At 60.3% G+C, this 15791-nt stretch carries 20 protein-coding genes; 17 read left to right on the top strand and 3 right to left on the bottom strand.

Annotated features, from left to right (window positions below; genetic code table 11):
- Positions 1–28 precede the first annotated feature (28 nt).
- The 3 genes from sucC to mdh all read right to left on the bottom strand — a co-directional run bounded on the left by sucC (position 29) and on the right by mdh (position 3628).
- Positions 29–1222 carry an ADP-forming succinate--CoA ligase subunit beta gene (gene sucC / locus JHX88_RS13600; protein ID WP_076523482.1) on the bottom strand — a complete coding sequence of 398 codons (1194 nt, stop codon included), beginning with the start codon at positions 1220–1222 and terminating at the stop codon, positions 29–31.
- A 193-nt stretch (positions 1223–1415) separates the two neighbouring features.
- Positions 1416–2594, bottom strand: a complete 1179-nt coding sequence (locus tag JHX88_RS13595; protein ID WP_076523480.1) for a hypothetical protein — start codon at positions 2592–2594, stop codon at positions 1416–1418.
- Between the two features lie 71 nt (positions 2595–2665).
- The gene (mdh, locus tag JHX88_RS13590) at positions 2666–3628 is read right to left on the bottom strand and encodes a malate dehydrogenase (protein WP_076523478.1); all 963 of its coding nucleotides are present in this window, start codon (positions 3626–3628) and stop codon (positions 2666–2668) included.
- A 145-nt stretch (positions 3629–3773) separates the two neighbouring features.
- On the opposite strand from mdh, the gene JHX88_RS13585 reads away from it, so the two are divergent.
- From JHX88_RS13585 to JHX88_RS13505, 17 genes are all read left to right on the top strand, one after another.
- Positions 3774–4523: a sulfite exporter TauE/SafE family protein gene (locus tag JHX88_RS13585; protein ID WP_076523476.1), complete on the top strand. Its 750-nt coding sequence runs from the start codon at positions 3774–3776 to the stop codon at positions 4521–4523.
- Between the two features lie 81 nt (positions 4524–4604).
- A complete protein-coding gene (locus JHX88_RS13580; protein ID WP_076523808.1) occupies positions 4605–5456 on the top strand; it encodes an HpcH/HpaI aldolase/citrate lyase family protein in 852 nt (283 codons plus the stop codon).
- 42 nt (positions 5457–5498) lie between these two features.
- Complete coding sequence (locus JHX88_RS13575; protein WP_076523474.1) at positions 5499–6047, top strand: NnrU family protein; 549 nt, start codon at positions 5499–5501, stop codon at positions 6045–6047.
- A gap of 1 nt (position 6048) precedes the next feature.
- The gene (locus tag JHX88_RS13570; RefSeq protein WP_076523473.1) at positions 6049–6255 is read left to right on the top strand and encodes a DUF1737 domain-containing protein; all 207 of its coding nucleotides are present in this window, start codon (positions 6049–6051) and stop codon (positions 6253–6255) included.
- Positions 6252–7286 (top strand): MaoC family dehydratase, encoded by a 1035-nt coding sequence (locus tag JHX88_RS13565; RefSeq protein ID WP_076523471.1) that lies wholly within the window; start codon positions 6252–6254, stop codon positions 7284–7286. Before JHX88_RS13570 ends, JHX88_RS13565 begins: the two co-directional genes overlap by 4 nt.
- Positions 7287–7544: 258 nt before the next feature.
- Entirely contained in the window at positions 7545–7937 is a 393-nt protein-coding gene (gene sdhC, locus JHX88_RS13560; protein WP_076523469.1) for a succinate dehydrogenase, cytochrome b556 subunit, read from the top strand.
- Positions 7938–7950: 13 nt separating this feature from the next.
- Positions 7951–8337 (top strand): succinate dehydrogenase, hydrophobic membrane anchor protein, encoded by a 387-nt coding sequence (gene sdhD / locus JHX88_RS13555; RefSeq protein WP_076523467.1) that lies wholly within the window; start codon positions 7951–7953, stop codon positions 8335–8337.
- Between the two features lie 7 nt (positions 8338–8344).
- Entirely contained in the window at positions 8345–10147 is a 1803-nt protein-coding gene (gene sdhA / locus JHX88_RS13550; RefSeq protein ID WP_076523465.1) for a succinate dehydrogenase flavoprotein subunit, read from the top strand.
- Positions 10147–10518, top strand: coding sequence for a hypothetical protein (locus tag JHX88_RS13545; protein ID WP_076523463.1), 372 nt, complete (start codon positions 10147–10149; stop codon positions 10516–10518). Before sdhA ends, JHX88_RS13545 begins: the two co-directional genes overlap by 1 nt.
- A complete protein-coding gene (locus tag JHX88_RS13540; protein ID WP_076523461.1) occupies positions 10518–10838 on the top strand; it encodes a hypothetical protein in 321 nt (106 codons plus the stop codon). Before JHX88_RS13545 ends, JHX88_RS13540 begins: the two co-directional genes overlap by 1 nt.
- Before the next feature lie 5 nt (positions 10839–10843).
- Positions 10844–11701, top strand: a complete 858-nt coding sequence (locus JHX88_RS13535) for a hypothetical protein (protein WP_076523459.1) — start codon at positions 10844–10846, stop codon at positions 11699–11701.
- Between the two features lie 12 nt (positions 11702–11713).
- On the top strand, positions 11714–12493 hold the full coding sequence (locus JHX88_RS13530) for a succinate dehydrogenase iron-sulfur subunit (RefSeq protein WP_076523457.1): 780 nt from the start codon (positions 11714–11716) through the stop codon (positions 12491–12493).
- 329 nt (positions 12494–12822) lie between these two features.
- The gene (locus JHX88_RS13525; protein ID WP_076523455.1) at positions 12823–13266 is read left to right on the top strand and encodes an SRPBCC family protein; all 444 of its coding nucleotides are present in this window, start codon (positions 12823–12825) and stop codon (positions 13264–13266) included.
- A 15-nt stretch (positions 13267–13281) separates the two neighbouring features.
- A complete protein-coding gene (locus JHX88_RS13520; RefSeq protein WP_076523452.1) occupies positions 13282–13569 on the top strand; it encodes a putative quinol monooxygenase in 288 nt (95 codons plus the stop codon).
- A gap of 960 nt (positions 13570–14529) precedes the next feature.
- Positions 14530–14724, top strand: a complete 195-nt coding sequence (locus tag JHX88_RS13515; protein WP_141225750.1) for an integrase arm-type DNA-binding domain-containing protein — start codon at positions 14530–14532, stop codon at positions 14722–14724.
- A gap of 127 nt (positions 14725–14851) precedes the next feature.
- A complete protein-coding gene (locus JHX88_RS13510; RefSeq protein ID WP_084202852.1) occupies positions 14852–15406 on the top strand; it encodes a hypothetical protein in 555 nt (184 codons plus the stop codon).
- A complete protein-coding gene (locus tag JHX88_RS13505) occupies positions 15406–15717 on the top strand; it encodes a head-tail connector protein (protein ID WP_076523444.1) in 312 nt (103 codons plus the stop codon). Before JHX88_RS13510 ends, JHX88_RS13505 begins: the two co-directional genes overlap by 1 nt.
- Positions 15718–15791 lie beyond the last annotated feature (74 nt).

Raw genomic sequence — 15791 nt, 5'->3', positions numbered from 1 at the left:
GAGTTTCGTTGAGTTCGTGGGCAGAGGGTCACCCCTTCACCGCCTTCACGATCTTTTCGGCTCCGTCCTTGAGGTCATCGGCGGCGATCACGTTCAGACCGCTTTCGTTAATGATCTGCTTACCCTTGTCGACATTGGTGCCTTCCAGGCGCACGACCAGTGGCACCTGCAACCCAACCTCTTTCACGGCGGTCACGATGCCCTCGGCGATGATGTCGCAGCGCATGATGCCGCCAAAGATATTGACCAGGATGCCTTTGACGTTCTGGTCGGATGTGATGATCTTGAACGCCTCGGTCACCTTCTCGGTGGTTGCGCCGCCGCCGACATCGAGGAAGTTGGCGGGCTCGGCACCGAACAGCTTGATGATGTCCATCGTGGCCATCGCCAGGCCGGCGCCGTTCACCATGCAGCCGATTTCGCCATCCAGCGCGATATAGTTAAGGTCAAATTTCGACGCCGCCAGTTCCTTTGGATCTTCCTCGGTCTCGTCGCGTAGCGCGATGATGTCCGAGTGGCGGTAAAGCGCGTTGTTGTCGAAGCCCATCTTGGCGTCGAGGCATTTCAGGTTGCCGTCCTTTGTCACGATCAGCGGGTTGATCTCCAGCATCTCCATGTCCTTCTCGATGAACATGCGATACAGGTTGCGGATCAGTGCCACGCATTGCTTGACCTGCGCGCCCTTCAGGCCAAGGGCGAAGGCCACGCGGCGGCCATGGAAATCCGACAGGCCCGAGGCCGGGTCGACGCTGAAGCTGACGATCTTGTCGGGGGTGCTTGCGGCGACTTCCTCGATATCCATGCCGCCTTCGGTCGAGGCGACAAAGCTGACGCGCGAGGTGCCGCGATCGACCAGCAGGGCGAGGTAAAGCTCACGCTCGATATCCGAGCCATCCTCGATATAGATGCGGTTGACCTGCTTGCCCGAGGGGCCGGTCTGATGCGTGACCAGGGTGCGACCCAGCATCTGGCGGGTCAGTTCTTCGGCCTCGGCAACCGATTTGGCCAGCCGCACGCCGCCCTTGTCGCCTGCCGCCGCCTCTTTGAACGAGCCCTTGCCACGGCCACCGGCATGGATCTGCGCTTTCACCACCCAAAGCGGACCGTCCAACTCGCCCGCAGCGGATTTGGCTTCGTCGGCCTTCATCACCACGCGGCCGTCACTGACCGGCGCGCCAAATTGGCGCAGCAGCGCCTTGGCCTGATATTCATGAATATTCATCGCGACCCCCTCATCGGTTCAGCAGATTTGTCCAAAGTCTTGGCACAGCTTTATGCAGGTATGAACCGTTTTTCTGGGAAAGTGGGTAAAATTGCACTGATATAGGTCATTGTGATCACATGCTGGCGGGGTGTGATCACAATATCAATCGGAAGGTGATTCCCATAGCGCTAACGCAGGGTCAAGACCTGTCTCAATTGAACAGAACCATGTAAAGTCCTGCGCGTCCGCCAAACATCCCGGTGAAATCCTGCCATGAATCGCGGCCAACGGTCCGGCCTTCGCGGGCATGGGGCAAGGCAGCGCTGCCCTGAACCCAACCGACCAGATCGACGGGCTGCGGGTCGTCATGCCAGTGCTTCAGGTCGATCCCATGGCCGGGTGCAAAGCGCCAATAGGGGATCAGCCTCTCGCCGTCCAGAACCTGTTCGGCGTCTTCCAGCACGGCTAGCCACGTCTTGCCGGCTCCCTTCGGGATCTCGAAACCAAGCGCCGCCTTCTGGTCGTCGCCGGGTATCCATTCGCGGTCATCGTCGGTCTCGGCGGCGACCATGGCCCAGAAATTCCGGTTGGCGGCGATCATGGCATGAACATGCTCGACAGCGTCCGAGATCTTGTCCTTGTCAGGCTGATTGCGCAGCGTTTGAATCACGACCGCGACGCGATCGATCAGGGGGCCGAAATACTGTGCTTCGGAATTGAAGCTCGGATCGGGTTGCGGATCGTCAGGCGTCGTCGCGAATTGTTCGCGCAGGGTCTCGTCAAGCTCGATCTTCCGGGCCAGCGCCGGTTCGGGGTCGAATGCGAGGATCAGCGTGGCCGCCGCTTCGATCAGATGCGTATAGGCGCGTAGCCATTCGGTATCGGCCGCATCGAAGCGGATTTCGCCGTCAACACCCTCGGGAAGCGGCATCAGGGCGAGTTCCAGCAACCCCTCGGATGGGCCGCGCTGGCCATTCGCATCTATATCGAGCCACAGATCCGGCAGGCGCAGGACCAGGGCGGCTTCCTCGTCATGCAGAACGTCGCGGGTCGATTGCATGGCACCCGACAGATCGGTGGCAAGCTGATTGAGAAAATCCGGGCGCATCGGCTCGGGCGAGGGGTTCCGGGACAAGGAGGTCCCCAGGATCGGCGCAGGGATTAGGGGTTCAGTTGCGCCAATCCGCCAGCGGGCCTGATAGGCGCTTTCGATGCCGGACTGGAAGTGCACTGCCGCCAGTGCCATGTCGCGATCGGGCGAGGCCGCTGAGGCTTCAAGTTCTGCCATGGCGGCACTTAGGCCCTTCTCTGCAATCAGGCTTGTGGTGGTGGTATCATCCGCCAGGGCGGGGGCGGTGCTCAGCAAGAGAGCGGCGAGAAAATGGCGCATGAAATGATCCTGCAAATGAAAAACGGCGCGCCGATGGTGGCGCGCCGTTCCATAATTCGCAAGAGCGGGGTTCAGGCCAGTGAACTGTCGATCCCCTTGCAGGCTTCGACCAGGCCTTTGACCGCATCGACGGATTTGTCGAACATCGCCTGCTCGTCCTTGTCCATCTTGATGTTGATGACCTTCTCGATGCCGTTCGCGCCGATCACGGTGGGCACGCCGACATAGAGCCCTTTCAGTCCATAGGCACCGTCCACATGCGCCGCGCAGGGCAGGACGCGCTTCTGGTCCTTGAGATAGGCCTCGGCCATCTCGATGGCGCTGGTGGCGGGGGCGTAGAAGGCGCTGCCGGTCTTCAGCAGCCCGACGATCTCGGCGCCGCCGTCACGGGTCCGCTGAACGATGGCGTCCAGTTTTTCCTGCGTGGTCCAGCCCATCTTGACCAGGTCGGGCAGGGGGATGCCGGCGACGGTCGAATAACGGGTCAGCGGCACCATTGTGTCGCCGTGACCGCCCAGCACAAAGGCTGACACGTCTTTCATCGAGACGCCGAATTCCAGCGACAGGAAATGGCGGAAACGGGCCGAATCCAGCACGCCGGCCATGCCGCAGACCTTGTTGCGGGGCAGGCCGCTGAATTCGCGCAGCGCCCAGACCATCGCGTCCAGCGGGTTGGTGATGCAGATAACGAAGGCGTTCGGCGCATGGGTCTTGATGCCTTCGCCGACCGCTTTCATGACCTTGAGGTTAATCCCCAGCAGGTCATCGCGGCTCATCCCCGGCTTGCGAGGAACGCCAGCCGTCACGATGCAGACATCGGCGCCTGCGATATCGGCGTAATCGCTGGTGCCCTTCAGGCTGGCGTCAAAGCCCTCGGCCGGGCCGGATTCGGCGATATCCAGCGCCTTGCCCTGGGGAATGCCCTCGGCGATATCGAACAGAACGACGTCGCCCAGTTCCTTCATCGCAGCCAGATGTGCCAGCGTGCCGCCGATCTGCCCCGCACCGATCAGTGCGATTTTAGGTCGGGCCATGAGTAACCTCCGATATGGTGGGTGTTTGCAGCGGGGTGGTTAGAACGTCGTAGACCGAATCGCAAGCCTAAGCCGCAGTCATGCTTGACGGTAGTCTAGGCCCGGTCTACCGCCTGTTGCGACACAATCCGTTCGGGAGAAGGAGATGCTGCAGCTTTCCGCCGAAGGATGGCTGCTTGCCGTTCTGGCCTCGGCAGCGGTCGGGTTGGCCAAGGGCGGCCTGGCCATGGTGGCGATTCTGGCCGTGCCGATCCTGTCGCTGGTGATGTCTCCGGTTCAGGCGGCGGGGATGATGTTGCCGGTCTATATCGCGTCGGATGTCGGTGGGTTGCTGGCATTCCGGCGTGATTTCGACCGGCGCGTCCTGTTGACCTCGCTGCCCGGAGCGGTTGTCGGCATCGGGTTCGGATGGGCCACGGCGCATATCGTGCCCGACTGGGGAGTGACCCTGATCGTGGGGCTGATCGGCCTTTCCTTCGCGCTAAACGCCCTGATCCGGCCTGACCTTTCGACCGAGGCGCGGCAACCCTCGCGAGGTCGAGGCAGTGTCTGGGGGGCGCTTGCCGGCTATACCAGCTTTGTCAGCCATTCCGGCGGTCCTCCCTATCAGGTTTATGTTCAGCCGCTGCGATTGCCCTCGGTGATTTTCGCGGGAACCACGACATGGTTCTTTGCCGTGGTGAACTGGGTCAAGCTGATCCCCTATGCCGCTCTTGGCCAATTGTCGCTTGCCAATCTGAAAGTGGCAGCGATTCTCACGCCCGTTGCGCTGGTTTCGGTCTGGATCGGATTGCGGCTGGTGCGGATCATCCCGCAAGCGCTGTTCTACAGGCTGATTACCTGGGGGCTGCTCGTGGTATCTTTGCGGTTGATCTGGCAGGGTTTCTCGGGTTGATGCCGCAGCGCAGCAAAATTCTACTTGCCATTTCTGACGCCTCAAGGCAGTTTCGCGCAAGAAAGTTGCCCGGAGGATTTCATGGCCCGACCCTACCGTTCCGTTCTCTATATCCCCACTGCCAATACGCGCGCGATGGAAAAGGCGCGGCAATTGGCGGCGGATGCGATCATTTTCGATATGGAGGATGCGGTCGTGCCCGGAGAGAAGGCGGCCGCGCGGGAACATCTGACGGAGGCGCTGGCCAATGATTACGGGCCGCGCGCGCTGATCGTGCGGATCAATGCGCTGGCGACGGAATGGGGCGAGGATGACGCGCGGCTTTGTGCCGGAGAGCTGGCGAGCCGGATCGATGCGGTGCTGATTCCCAAGGTAGAGGGCGCGGCCGATCTGGATCGGGCGGCGGCCCTGCTTCCCGACACGAAGCTTTGGGCGATGGTGGAGACACCTCTGGGCATGCTGAACGCCGCTGAAATCGCGGCGCATCCCCGGCTGGAGGGGATGGTGATGGGCACGAATGACCTGGCCAAGGATCTGAACAGCCGTTTTCGTCCGGACCGCCTGCCGATGCAGGCGGGATTGGGGCTGTGCCTGCTGGCCGCGAAGGCGCATGGCAAGATCATTCTTGACGGCGTCTACAACGCCATCAAGGACGAGGACGGCCTACGCGCCGAATGCGAGCAGGGCCGCGACATGGGGTTCGACGGCAAGACGCTGATCCATCCGGCGCAACTGGCCGTCACCAACGAGGTCTTCGCCCCGACCGAAGCTGAGATCGAACTTGCGCGTCGGCAGATCGAGGCATTCGAGGCGATTTCGGCCACCGGCAAGGGCGTGGCCGTGGTTGACGGCAAGATCGTCGAGAACTTGCATGTCGATACAGCCCGCAAGACACTGGATCACGCCGAAGCGATTGCAGCCATGGCTGGATGATGGCAAAGTGAATGGGATTCACATCCAGCGAGAGGAAGCAAGATGCTGATCCTGATTCTTGGCGTGGCCCTGTGGTGGGGCGCACATCTTTTCAAACGTGCCGCGCCTGAACGGCGGGAGGCGATGGGTAACCGGGGGCGGGGGCTGGTCGCCGGGGTGCTGGTGCTATCGGTGATCCTGATGATCTGGGGCTACAAGATCTCGGACGGGCCCTATTGGTGGGGGCGCAGCGGGGCATCCGTCGGCATCAATAACCTGCTGGTATTGATCGCGTTCTACCTTTTCGCTGCGGCCGGCATGAAGACTCGCGTGATCGCCTTTCTGCGCCATCCGCAACTGGTCGGGTTCTCGCTCTGGGCGGTGGCGCATCTGCTGGTCAATGGCGATCTGCCTTCCTTCATCCTGTTCGGCGGGCTGCTGGTCTGGGCGCTGGCCGAGATGGTTGTGATAAACCGTGCCAGCGCGTGGACGCCGCCGGCTGGCCCTTTCCCGGTCAAAAAGGAAATCATGGCAGCAGCAGGGGCTGTCATCGTGATGCTGGTTGTCGGGATATTGCACGGTTGGGTCGGACCCCAGCCATTCGGAGGCTGATATGAGCACGATTTACCGTTTGTTGACCGAGGACGATACCTCTGCCTTTTGCCACAAGGTCAGCGATGCGCTGGCCAGGGGCTGGCAATTGCATGGCAGCCCCTCGATCTCCTTCGATTCGGGGCGCGGCGTAATGCGCTGTGCGCAAGCCGTTACCAAGGAGGTCGAGGCCGATTACCACCCCGAGATGAAACTGGGACAGCAATGACAAAAACCAATCCGGGCCGTTTTTTCGAAGACTATCACATGGGTCAGGTGATCTGCCACGCGGTTCCCCGCACCGTTTCGGGCGGCGAGCGGGCGCTGTATCATGCACTGTATCCGGTGCGCCACGCCTTGGCCTCGTCGGATGAGTTCGCACGAGCCTGCGGGCTGGATGCCGCTCCGCTGGATGACCTGATCGCCTTTCATATCGTCTTCGGCAAAACGGTTCCGGATATCAGCCTGAACGCCGTCGCCAATCTCGGCTATGCCGAGGGGCGTTGGTTGCGGCCGGTCTGGCCGGGGGATACGATCCGCTCGGAATCCGAGGTGATCGGGCTCAAGCAGAATTCCAACGGCAAGACCGGCGTGGTCTGGGTGCGCACGCGCGGCCTGAACCAGTCGGGCGAGGCGGTCATGGAATATGTCCGTTGGGTGATGGTGCGTAAACGCGATCTGGATGCACCCGCGCCCAAGACCGTGGTGCCGGAACTGGCAGAGGCGGTGGATGCCGCCGATCTGGTTGTTCCAAACGGGTTGAATTTTTCCAGGTATGATTTTGAATTGGCGGGTGAAAATCACAGATGGGGTGATTACGAAATCGGCGAGAAGATCGATCATGTCGATGGCGTCACCATCGAGGAATCAGAACATATGCTGGCCACACGGTTGTGGCAGAACACCGCCAAGGTTCATTTCGACGCCACCAACCGAGAGGATGGCAAGCGGCTGATCTATGGCGGGCATGTCATCAGCATGGCGCGTGCGCTCAGTTTCAACGGGCTGGCGAATGCGCAGATGATGGTGGCGCTGAACGCGGGTGCCCATGCCAATCCCTGTTTCTCAGGCGATACCGTGCGGGCCTGGTCCGAGGTGCTGGACAAGGCCGAGACCGCCACGGCGGGCGTTGGCGCGATCCGGCTGCGGCTCGTGGCGACCAAGGGTGACAGCAGTGGATTTGGACTGAAGGGTGAGGGCGGCAAATACGTGCCCGAGGTTTTGTTGGATCTGGATTATTGGGCGCTGATGCCTCTTTGATGCCGGTGTTACCGCTCGGGAGGTTGCCTGCACCCAAGCGGGAGTCTGACGAATTCCCTCGGCTTTGATTGTTTGTGATCACGCATACGCAATGCGTGATCACAAACAATCATTTCCACTAAAATTACGCCTAAGGGCTGGCATAAACGGGTGACAGATGGCAAGAATGCGGCCAGACAGTTTTACAGATGCCAGCCCGTGCGGCCAGCCAGATGCCTGCGACGGGACCAGTTTGAACCGACAGAGGAGGCCCGTATTATGGCCGATGTGAACCGGGGTAACCGGCCGCTATCCCCCCATCTTCAGGTTTACAAGATGCCGATCGCGGCAGTCACGTCGATTCTGACCCGGGTTACCGGCCACGCGCTTGTCGCGGGTGTCCTGCTGCTGGTCTGGTGGCTTGTCGCGGCGGTCAGCGGGCCGGGCGCTTTCACCGTTGCCGATTGGGTCGTGCGTTCCTGGCTGGGCTTTCTGATCCTGACCGGTTCGGCATGGGCGCTGTGGTATCACCTGCTGGCCGGTATTCGCCACCTGTTCTACGACGCCGGCTACATGCTCGAGATCGAACAGGCGGAGAAAGCCTCCTGGGCAATCATCATCGGTTCGGGCGTGCTGACCCTGCTGACCCTGATCCTGTTCTTCATTTTCTGAGGCGAGGGAAGACATGCGTTATATCACCCCCCGCAAGGCCGCGACCGGCCTGGGTTCGACCCGTTCCGGCACGTCCGATCATTGGGCCATGACCGTCAGCGCCTGGGCGCTGCTGATCCTGACTCCTTTCTTCATGATCACCGTCGGCGGCGCCATCGGCCTGCCCCGGGAAGAGCTGATCACCCATTTCGGGCGTCCATGGCCGGGGATCGTCACCGCGCTCTTCGTGATCGTGGGCATGATCCACTTCATGAAGGGGACGCGGGTCATGATTGACGATTATTTTCACCATACTGCACGCAAGGTGGCGATCATCGTCTCGGTGATCTTTAGCTGGGCCGTCATCGCGTCGGCGGTCTTTGCTTTGGCGAAGATGGCACTTTTCACCATTGCGATCTGAGGACATCATGGCTGCTTACGAAACCCAAACGCATGAATATGACGTGGTCGTGGTGGGCGCGGGTGGCGCCGGTCTGCGCGCAACTCTCGGCATGGCCGAGCAGGGGCTGCGCACCGCCTGCGTGACCAAGGTTTTCCCGACCCGCTCGCATACGGTGGCCGCACAGGGCGGCATTGCCGCCTCGCTGTCGAACATGGGCCCCGACAACTGGCAGTGGCATATGTATGACACGGTCAAGGGCTCGGACTGGCTTGGCGACACCGACGCAATGGAATATCTGGCGCGCGAGGCGCCCAAGGCCGTCTATGAGCTGGATCACTACGGCGTGCCGTTTTCGCGAACCGAGGATGGCACAATCTATCAGCGCCCCTTTGGTGGCCACACCACGGAATTCGGCGAAGGCCCCCCGGTGCAGCGCACCTGCGCCGCCGCTGACCGGACCGGGCACGCTATCCTGCATACGCTTTACGGCCAGTCGCTGAAAAACAACGCGGAATTCTTCATCGAGTATTTTGCGCTGGACCTGATCATCACTGACGGGCGCTGCACCGGTGTCGTCTGCTGGCGGCTGGACGACGGCACGATGCATGTCTTCAACGCCAAGATGGTGGTGCTGGCCACCGGCGGCTATGGCCGCGCCTATTTCAGCGCAACCAGTGCCCATACCTGCACCGGTGACGGTGGCGGCATGGTGGCGCGCGCGGGGCTGCCGCTGCAGGACATGGAGTTCGTCCAGTTCCACCCGACCGGCATCTATGGCTCGGGCTGCCTGATCACTGAAGGCGCGCGGGGCGAGGGCGGTTACCTGACCAATTCCGAAGGCGAACGTTTCATGGAGCGTTATGCGCCAACCTACAAGGATCTGGCATCCCGCGACGTGGTCAGCCGCTGCATGACGATGGAGATCCGTGAAGGTCGCGGCGTGGGCGAGGACAAGGACCATATCTTCCTGAACCTGATGCATCTGCCACCCGAAACCCTGGCTGAGCGCCTGCCGGGGATCAGCGAATCGGCCAAGATTTTTGCCGGGGTCGATGTGACCCGAGCGCCGATCCCGGTGCTGCCGACCGTGCATTACAACATGGGTGGCATCCCCACGAATTACTGGGGCGAGGTTCTTAACCCGACCGAGGATAATCCCGATGCCATCTTCCCTGGCCTGATGGCCGTGGGAGAGGCGGGCTGCGCCAGTGTGCATGGGGCCAACCGTCTCGGCTCGAACAGCCTGATCGATCTTGTGGTCTTTGGCCGTGCCGCCGCGATCCGCGCCGGGGAAGTGGTCGATCGCGCTTCGAGCATTCCCTCGACCAATCAGGGCGAGGTTGACCGGGCGCTGGATCGCTTCGATGCTCTCCGGAATGCCAAGGGCAATACGTCGACCGCGGCCCTGCGCGACGAGATGCAGCGCACCATGCAGGCCGACGCCGCCGTCTTCCGCACCGACAAGACGCTGGCCGAGGGGATGGACAAGATGGAAGCCATCGCCGCCAAGCTTGACGATCTGCAGGTCACCGATCGCGGCCTGATCTGGAATACCGACCTGATGGAAACGCTTGAGCTGACCAACCTGATGCCCAATGCGCTGGCCACCATCACCGCTGCCGAGGCGCGCAAGGAAAGTCGGGGCGCCCATGCGCATGAGGATTATCCTGAGCGGGATGACGCCAATTGGCGCAAGCATTCGCTTGCAAGGGTCGAGGGGAACAAGGTTAAACTGGATTATCGCCCCGTGCATCTGGAGCCACTGACAAAGGCCGAGGATGGTGGGATCGACCTGAAGAAGATTGCTCCTAAGAAGAGGGTTTACTGATGCGTTTCATGTCTTATGCCGGAATCGGCGTTGTCGCGATTGCTCTTGCGGGATGTGCGGTAAATACGCCGCAACCCGGTACCGCACCGGCCGCGCCCAACACGGCTCCTGCCGCCCCGACCACGCTTGACGCCGCTTCGCGGCAGGTCGCGCGGAATGTGATCAATTCCGAAATGGAAAAACGGCTGCCGGGGGCTAATGTCGCGCCCTATACCGATTGCGTGGTGAATAACGCCACCACCGCGGAGTTGATCGACATTGCCCAGGCCGCCCGTTCCGGCGTGGCGGGAACCGCTGACAGCGTGGCAAGCATTGTCTCGCGTCCCGCGACCACCCAGTGCATCTCTGGTGCCGCGAATACGACAGCCTGATGTTGGCAAGGCATCGCGCATTCGGCTTGTTGCTGCTTTTGGGGGGGCTGGCCGCTTGCGGCCCGATCCCGGTTGACCGGGCAGAGCAAAGCTGTATGCGCGATGCCGAACTGGCCAGTCGCCCTCGTGGCGAAGTGGCCATTGGTGCAATAGGCGGCGGGGGGAGCGGAACCCGCACTGCCGGCCGTATCGAGATGGAAATCTCGTCGGATTATATCTTGGGGCGGGATCCGTCGGATGTGTTCAATCGTTGCGTGCTGCGCAAATCGGGACAGATGCCGACGCGGGTTCTGGCCGATCAACCCGGCTGGCGTGGATAGGTGAGATGGTTGCGAAAGACGAAAAGGAGCGGGCCTCCACAGGCAAACGCCGCTTGATCGTGCATGTTGGCGTTCAGAAAACCGGCAGCACCTCGATTCAGCGGCACCTGGGGCGCAATGCGAAAGCGCTGTCGGACCGGCTTATCGTCCGCACACCCGAAGAGGGTACTCCGATGCGGCCCCTGGGGCGTGCCGCAGTCGATTTCAGTCTCAGAAGCGAATCCGGTGATACGGAAGCGGCGTTGAAAATCGCGCTGGACGATGTGCTGGCTACATTGCCTGCGAATGATCTGCCGGTGTTGCTGAGCCATGAAAACCTGGCCGGGGCGATGCCCGGCAATGGCGGCGAGACCCGGCTTTATCCGGCATTGCCGCAAATCGTCTCGCTCATCCGCAGCCATGTAAAAGATTTCGATGTCGATTTCGTCTATTACAGCCGCAGGATGAATGCGTGGAAATCCAGTGTCTGGGCGCAGGCGGTCCGCTCCGATGGCTATACGCGCCGGGAAGAGGAATTCATGGCCGAAACCGCCGACCTGCCCGGATGGGGCAATCTGCACCGGCGGCTGGTCGAAGCGGTGGGAGGCAAGCGCGTGACCCGCTTCAAGCTGGAGGACGAGGCTGACGCCGAACGACCCGGTCGGCAACTGCTTCTCCATGCAGGGCTGAGTGACGAAGAAATCGATGCGCTGCAGCCGTTGGACGGGTCCTCCATGTCGCGGCTGAATGATGCGTCGACGGAATTTCTGCGGCATCTCAACAGCCTGAATATCAATCCACATGCACGCGGCAAGGTTGCCGACCTGGTCGCCCGCACGCAATCCCTGTTCAGTGCCGACCACCGGCCCGAAGGCACTCTTTGAAAGGAGCAACCCATGGTCCAGTTTACCCTGCCTAAAAACAGTCAGATCCGCGTCGGCAAGACCTGGCCCAAGCCCGAGGGCGCCACGAATGTCAAGAAATTCCAGATCTATCGTTGGGAGCCGGAAGCAGGTGAAAACCCGCGCCTGGACACCTATTTCGTCGATCTGGACAAATGCGGGCCAATGGTTCTGGATGCGCTGATCAAGATCAAGAACGAGATCGATCCGACCCTGTCCTTCCGCCGTTCCTGCCGCGAAGGGATCTGCGGTTCATGTGCAATGACTATCGGCGGCGGCAACCAGTTGGCCTGTATCTACGGCATTGACGAGATCGAGGGCGATATCGCCATCTACCCGCTGCCGCATATGCCGGTGGTCAAGGATCTGATCCCCGACCTGACGCATTTCTATGCCCAGCATGCCAGCGTGAACCCCTATCTGATCACCAAGTCGCCCACGCCAGGAAAAGAGTGGAAGCAGTCGATCGAAGACCGCAAGAAGCTGGATGGGTTGTATGAATGCATTCTCTGCGCTTCCTGCTCGACAGCATGTCCAAGCTATTGGTGGAATGGTGATCGTTACCTGGGGCCGGCCGCGCTGCTGCATGCCTATCGCTGGATCATCGATTCCCGCGATGAGGCGACAGGGGAACGCCTGGACGAGCTTGAAGATCCCTTCAAGCTGTATCGTTGCCATACGATCATGAACTGCACGAATACTTGTCCGAAGGGGCTGAACCCGGCCAAGGCAATCGCATCGATCAAGCATATGATGGTTGACCGGATGGTTTGATCCGCATCCCGGGGCTGATTGCCTCCGGGGAGCGAGAAAAATCGGAGTTTCGTTCCGGCTCGGATATTCTCTCGCATTCGATCATTGTTCGCGTGGCGATCTTGCGATGTCGGTGTGGGGTTAGGTGTCAGGCAAAAATGGGGGCGCAGCGGCTGAGCTGGGGCCTCCATAGGGCGCGGCATCCTCCATCAATACAGTTCCACTTTTCCAATGGATGCTCGGAGCAAATTTTCGATTGATAAAATACCGACCAGTTGGTATTTAAAAGGGGGCGCAAATTTTTCCAGGATTTGATTTCATCGATAGAACCTGAACAGAGGGAGGAAATCATGCCCAGTACTATTCGTCTACACCGTGTCATCGCCACCAAGCCCGAAAAGATTTATCGCGCGTTTCTGGAGCCGGACGCAGTTGCAAGCTGGCTGCCGCCATTCGGCTTTCTCTGCACTGTGCATGAGCTGGAGCCGAAGGTGGGCGGCAAGCATCGGATGTCATTCCGCAATTTCACCACCGGACAAAGCCACTCGTTTGGCGGCACCTATCTGGAGCTCGTGCCAGGTGAGCGCCTCGTCTACACCGACAGCTTTGACGACCCGAATTTGCCGGGCGAGATGAAGATCACCGTAACGTTGAAACCCGTGTCGGTTGGGACGGAAATGGAGGTTCAACAGGAGGGCGTACCGGACGTGATCCCCCGCGAGGCCTGCTATCTTGGCTGGCAGGAAACCCTGCGCAAACTTGCAAGGCTCGTCGAGCCGGAAATCAACCAGTAGGCGCAGAGGGAAAGCATGCTGATCGTGGCGGGCCATTTCACAGTCCCGGCAGAATGTCGGAATGCCTTCGTTGACGCCCATGCGGACCTGATCAGGCGCGCCCGCGAGAACCCGGGATGCCTCGACCTGTTCATCAGCGAAGATCCGGTCGAGCCTGTTCGTGTCAACATGCTGGAATTATGGGAGACCGAGACCGATCTGGAGGCTTGGCGAAAAAAATCCAATCCACCAGAGACTGATGTGCAGCTCGAAAATGTTACCGTCCAGAAATACCATATCAGTCACTCGACATCTCCGTTCTGACAGCAAAGCGCCAGAAGCGTCCCGATCCGCGGCTTGTGCATTCCTGTCAGATCGCATCCGGCCCGCCGGTTCCATGTGACGCAACGGGTCATGACGGCGATCACGGAAATATGCCGCTGAAATCATTGTTGATCCATCATGTCGGTGAGGTGGTGTCTCCCTGAAATTCGGCGGAGCCCGCTCCTGCCGTCATGTGTCGCATTCATGCGACAGTGCTGGTGCGATGTGATCAGCGTCGAAACCACTGCTTGCATAATCGCGTTTGGACGCAAGAGGATGGCAGAGAGGAGGAACTGAAAATGCGAGAGATTGGACGTATCGACTGCGAAGATAACGACCACAACCCCTACATGGTCGTCAAACTTCGGGAAGCTGTCTCCCTGACGCCAAGGAGCGGAAGGCAGCCACAGGCAAGCGGGGGCTATGAATACCGCTTATCGAACGGCTGCCCGGCCACCCCGGTTGGTCAAGGAGATAAATGCTTCAAGGTTATTGGAAGCGGCACGATCATCCAGCGGAAGGGGTGATGGCCACTCGAGGACGCGCTACGGATGCTGGTCGAGCTATGTCATGCGTTGTCATCGCACACTCTTGGTGTGAGCCGCCGGTTTCCTGGTCGAATATCTGATCGGGAATAGTCAGAGGCGATGCGAGCTGTAAGGCAGCTTATTTCCAATAGTCTTTTGCGCTTCATTCCAGAAAAAATTTGCCCTTAAACTGGCCGCGATTACTTGCAGCCAAGCATAGGTCTGATGGGGAGAAAACGACGAAGTCGCCCCTTTTCGGCAGGCTCAGTGATAAATGGCGGAGACGAAGTCTGCATGGACACGTTCCCAGACATTCCAACCCGTTCCGTTACCCCTTGAATCACATACATAAACGCCCCATTGTTGATTGCATAACATTCCCCCAATTTCCGCGAAGTTCTCGTTTCGCTTGGGGGAACTCCTGGGGGATTGAATGCAGGTAAATCCAACCCGCCGAAACAGTAACGGACTGAATGCGTTGAAAGTTCGATCCCCGCTGGAGCCGGGAAAGTATCATGATGGCGGAGGATTGGGGCTGTTTCTGCTGGTGAAGTCGAACGGCTCCAAGTTCTGGGTGCAGCGGATCATGGTGCAAGGCAGGCGCCGGGAACTCGGATTGGCGTCCTGACCCCTGAACCTTGCGAGGTTTGCGGTGAGAAGGCCGAAGCCCATCACGACGACTATTCCAGACCCGGTGACGTGCGCTGGCTTTGTCGTCTTCACCATCGGCAACTTCATTCACGGGGGGCGAGCTGATGGGCAGGGATCGCAAGGACGAACAGTCAACCGAGCATTTCACCAAGATGATCCGCAGCACAATGGAGGTGCCCGCTTGGCGGGCGCTTCCGATGGCCGCGCAGGCGCTTTACCCGACCGCTGGCAGCCGTCTCTATATCTCTGACGCCCCGACTGATCGAGACGGGGCGATCAGTGGTGCCTGGGTGGAGATCGGCGAGACCGAAGCGCTCGGCGGGCTGGGCATCGATTGGGAAACGGCCTCGGCGGAAGTCATGGAAGATTGCGACGGCATGCCGGTTGTGCAGACGGCCAAGCAATCCCGCCGCGCAAGCCCGATGCAAATCATCCTCGGCAATGACCCCACCGATCCGGGACAGGTCATCCTCTGGCAGGCAGTAAAATCGGAACTGTTCTATCCCTTCCGCCTGGAGTTTCCCGATAACGGCCCGAACCGTGAATGGCTGGCCCTGGTGGTGTCGCTGGGCGAGGCCTTCGATACCGCCAATGCAGTCATGAAGCTGCAAGCCAATCTGATCCCGACCCACAATATTATCCGCAGCGAGGCGCCCTGATGGCAATCGTGACATACGAAGAACTAGCCGCACAGGCCGGGCTTACCGTCGATGCCCCTGCCGAGGATCAGACCCTGCTGCAACAGAAGGGCGAGGCCGCGCAAAACCATGTCGAGCGGCTGCTTGGCTTCAAGATCGAGGCCATGTTCGGCGGCGTGGATCAAGACCCGATCCCCGATGCGCTGAAAGAGGCCGTGCTGCAGCTGGCCTGCTGGTGGTTTGAGAACCGGGAAACGGTCGAGAGCCGCGACGAGATGTTGCCCTTCGGCGTCTCAGAGATCGTCACCGAATATCGCGAGTGGACATTCTGATGGCGAATGATGGCGGGCTGAGCAGTTTCCAGAAGCGGATGCGGGCAATCCCGACAGCCGCGCGCAAGGCCGTG

The sequence above is a fragment of the Paracoccus saliphilus genome, assembly GCF_028553805.1.
GTDB classification, from domain to species: Bacteria; Pseudomonadota; Alphaproteobacteria; order Rhodobacterales; family Rhodobacteraceae; genus Paracoccus; species Paracoccus saliphilus.
Note: the sequence above shows the minus strand (reverse complement) of the source record. Positions and strands in the feature narration are given on the sequence as shown.

Excerpts from the sequence above, each read along its gene's own strand:
- JHX88_RS13585 (WP_076523476.1), top strand. The coding sequence starts at position 3,774 with ATGCTGCAGCTTTCCGCCGAAGGATGGCTGCTTGCCGTTCTGGCCTCG.
- JHX88_RS13565 (WP_076523471.1), top strand. The coding sequence starts at position 6,252 with ATGACAAAAACCAATCCGGGCCGTTTTTTCGAAGACTATCACATGGGT.
- JHX88_RS13510 (WP_084202852.1), top strand. The coding sequence starts at position 14,852 with ATGGGCAGGGATCGCAAGGACGAACAGTCAACCGAGCATTTCACCAAG.
- JHX88_RS13505 (WP_076523444.1), top strand. The coding sequence starts at position 15,406 with ATGGCAATCGTGACATACGAAGAACTAGCCGCACAGGCCGGGCTTACC.
- JHX88_RS13515 (WP_141225750.1), top strand. The coding sequence starts at position 14,530 with ATGCAGGTAAATCCAACCCGCCGAAACAGTAACGGACTGAATGCGTTG.
- JHX88_RS13545 (WP_076523463.1), top strand. The coding sequence starts at position 10,147 with ATGCGTTTCATGTCTTATGCCGGAATCGGCGTTGTCGCGATTGCTCTT.
- sdhA (WP_076523465.1), top strand. The coding sequence starts at position 8,345 with ATGGCTGCTTACGAAACCCAAACGCATGAATATGACGTGGTCGTGGTG.
- JHX88_RS13570 (WP_076523473.1), top strand. The coding sequence starts at position 6,049 with ATGAGCACGATTTACCGTTTGTTGACCGAGGACGATACCTCTGCCTTT.
- sdhD (WP_076523467.1), top strand. The coding sequence starts at position 7,951 with ATGCGTTATATCACCCCCCGCAAGGCCGCGACCGGCCTGGGTTCGACC.
- JHX88_RS13580 (WP_076523808.1), top strand. The coding sequence starts at position 4,605 with ATGGCCCGACCCTACCGTTCCGTTCTCTATATCCCCACTGCCAATACG.
- JHX88_RS13530 (WP_076523457.1), top strand. The coding sequence starts at position 11,714 with ATGGTCCAGTTTACCCTGCCTAAAAACAGTCAGATCCGCGTCGGCAAG.
- JHX88_RS13525 (WP_076523455.1), top strand. The coding sequence starts at position 12,823 with ATGCCCAGTACTATTCGTCTACACCGTGTCATCGCCACCAAGCCCGAA.
- JHX88_RS13595 (WP_076523480.1), bottom strand. The coding sequence starts at position 2,594 with ATGCGCCATTTTCTCGCCGCTCTCTTGCTGAGCACCGCCCCCGCCCTG.
- JHX88_RS13520 (WP_076523452.1), top strand. The coding sequence starts at position 13,282 with ATGCTGATCGTGGCGGGCCATTTCACAGTCCCGGCAGAATGTCGGAAT.
- JHX88_RS13540 (WP_076523461.1), top strand. The coding sequence starts at position 10,518 with ATGTTGGCAAGGCATCGCGCATTCGGCTTGTTGCTGCTTTTGGGGGGG.
- mdh (WP_076523478.1), bottom strand. The coding sequence starts at position 3,628 with ATGGCCCGACCTAAAATCGCACTGATCGGTGCGGGGCAGATCGGCGGC.
- JHX88_RS13535 (WP_076523459.1), top strand. The coding sequence starts at position 10,844 with ATGGTTGCGAAAGACGAAAAGGAGCGGGCCTCCACAGGCAAACGCCGC.
- sdhC (WP_076523469.1), top strand. The coding sequence starts at position 7,545 with ATGGCCGATGTGAACCGGGGTAACCGGCCGCTATCCCCCCATCTTCAG.
- JHX88_RS13575 (WP_076523474.1), top strand. The coding sequence starts at position 5,499 with ATGCTGATCCTGATTCTTGGCGTGGCCCTGTGGTGGGGCGCACATCTT.
- sucC (WP_076523482.1), bottom strand. The coding sequence starts at position 1,222 with ATGAATATTCATGAATATCAGGCCAAGGCGCTGCTGCGCCAATTTGGC.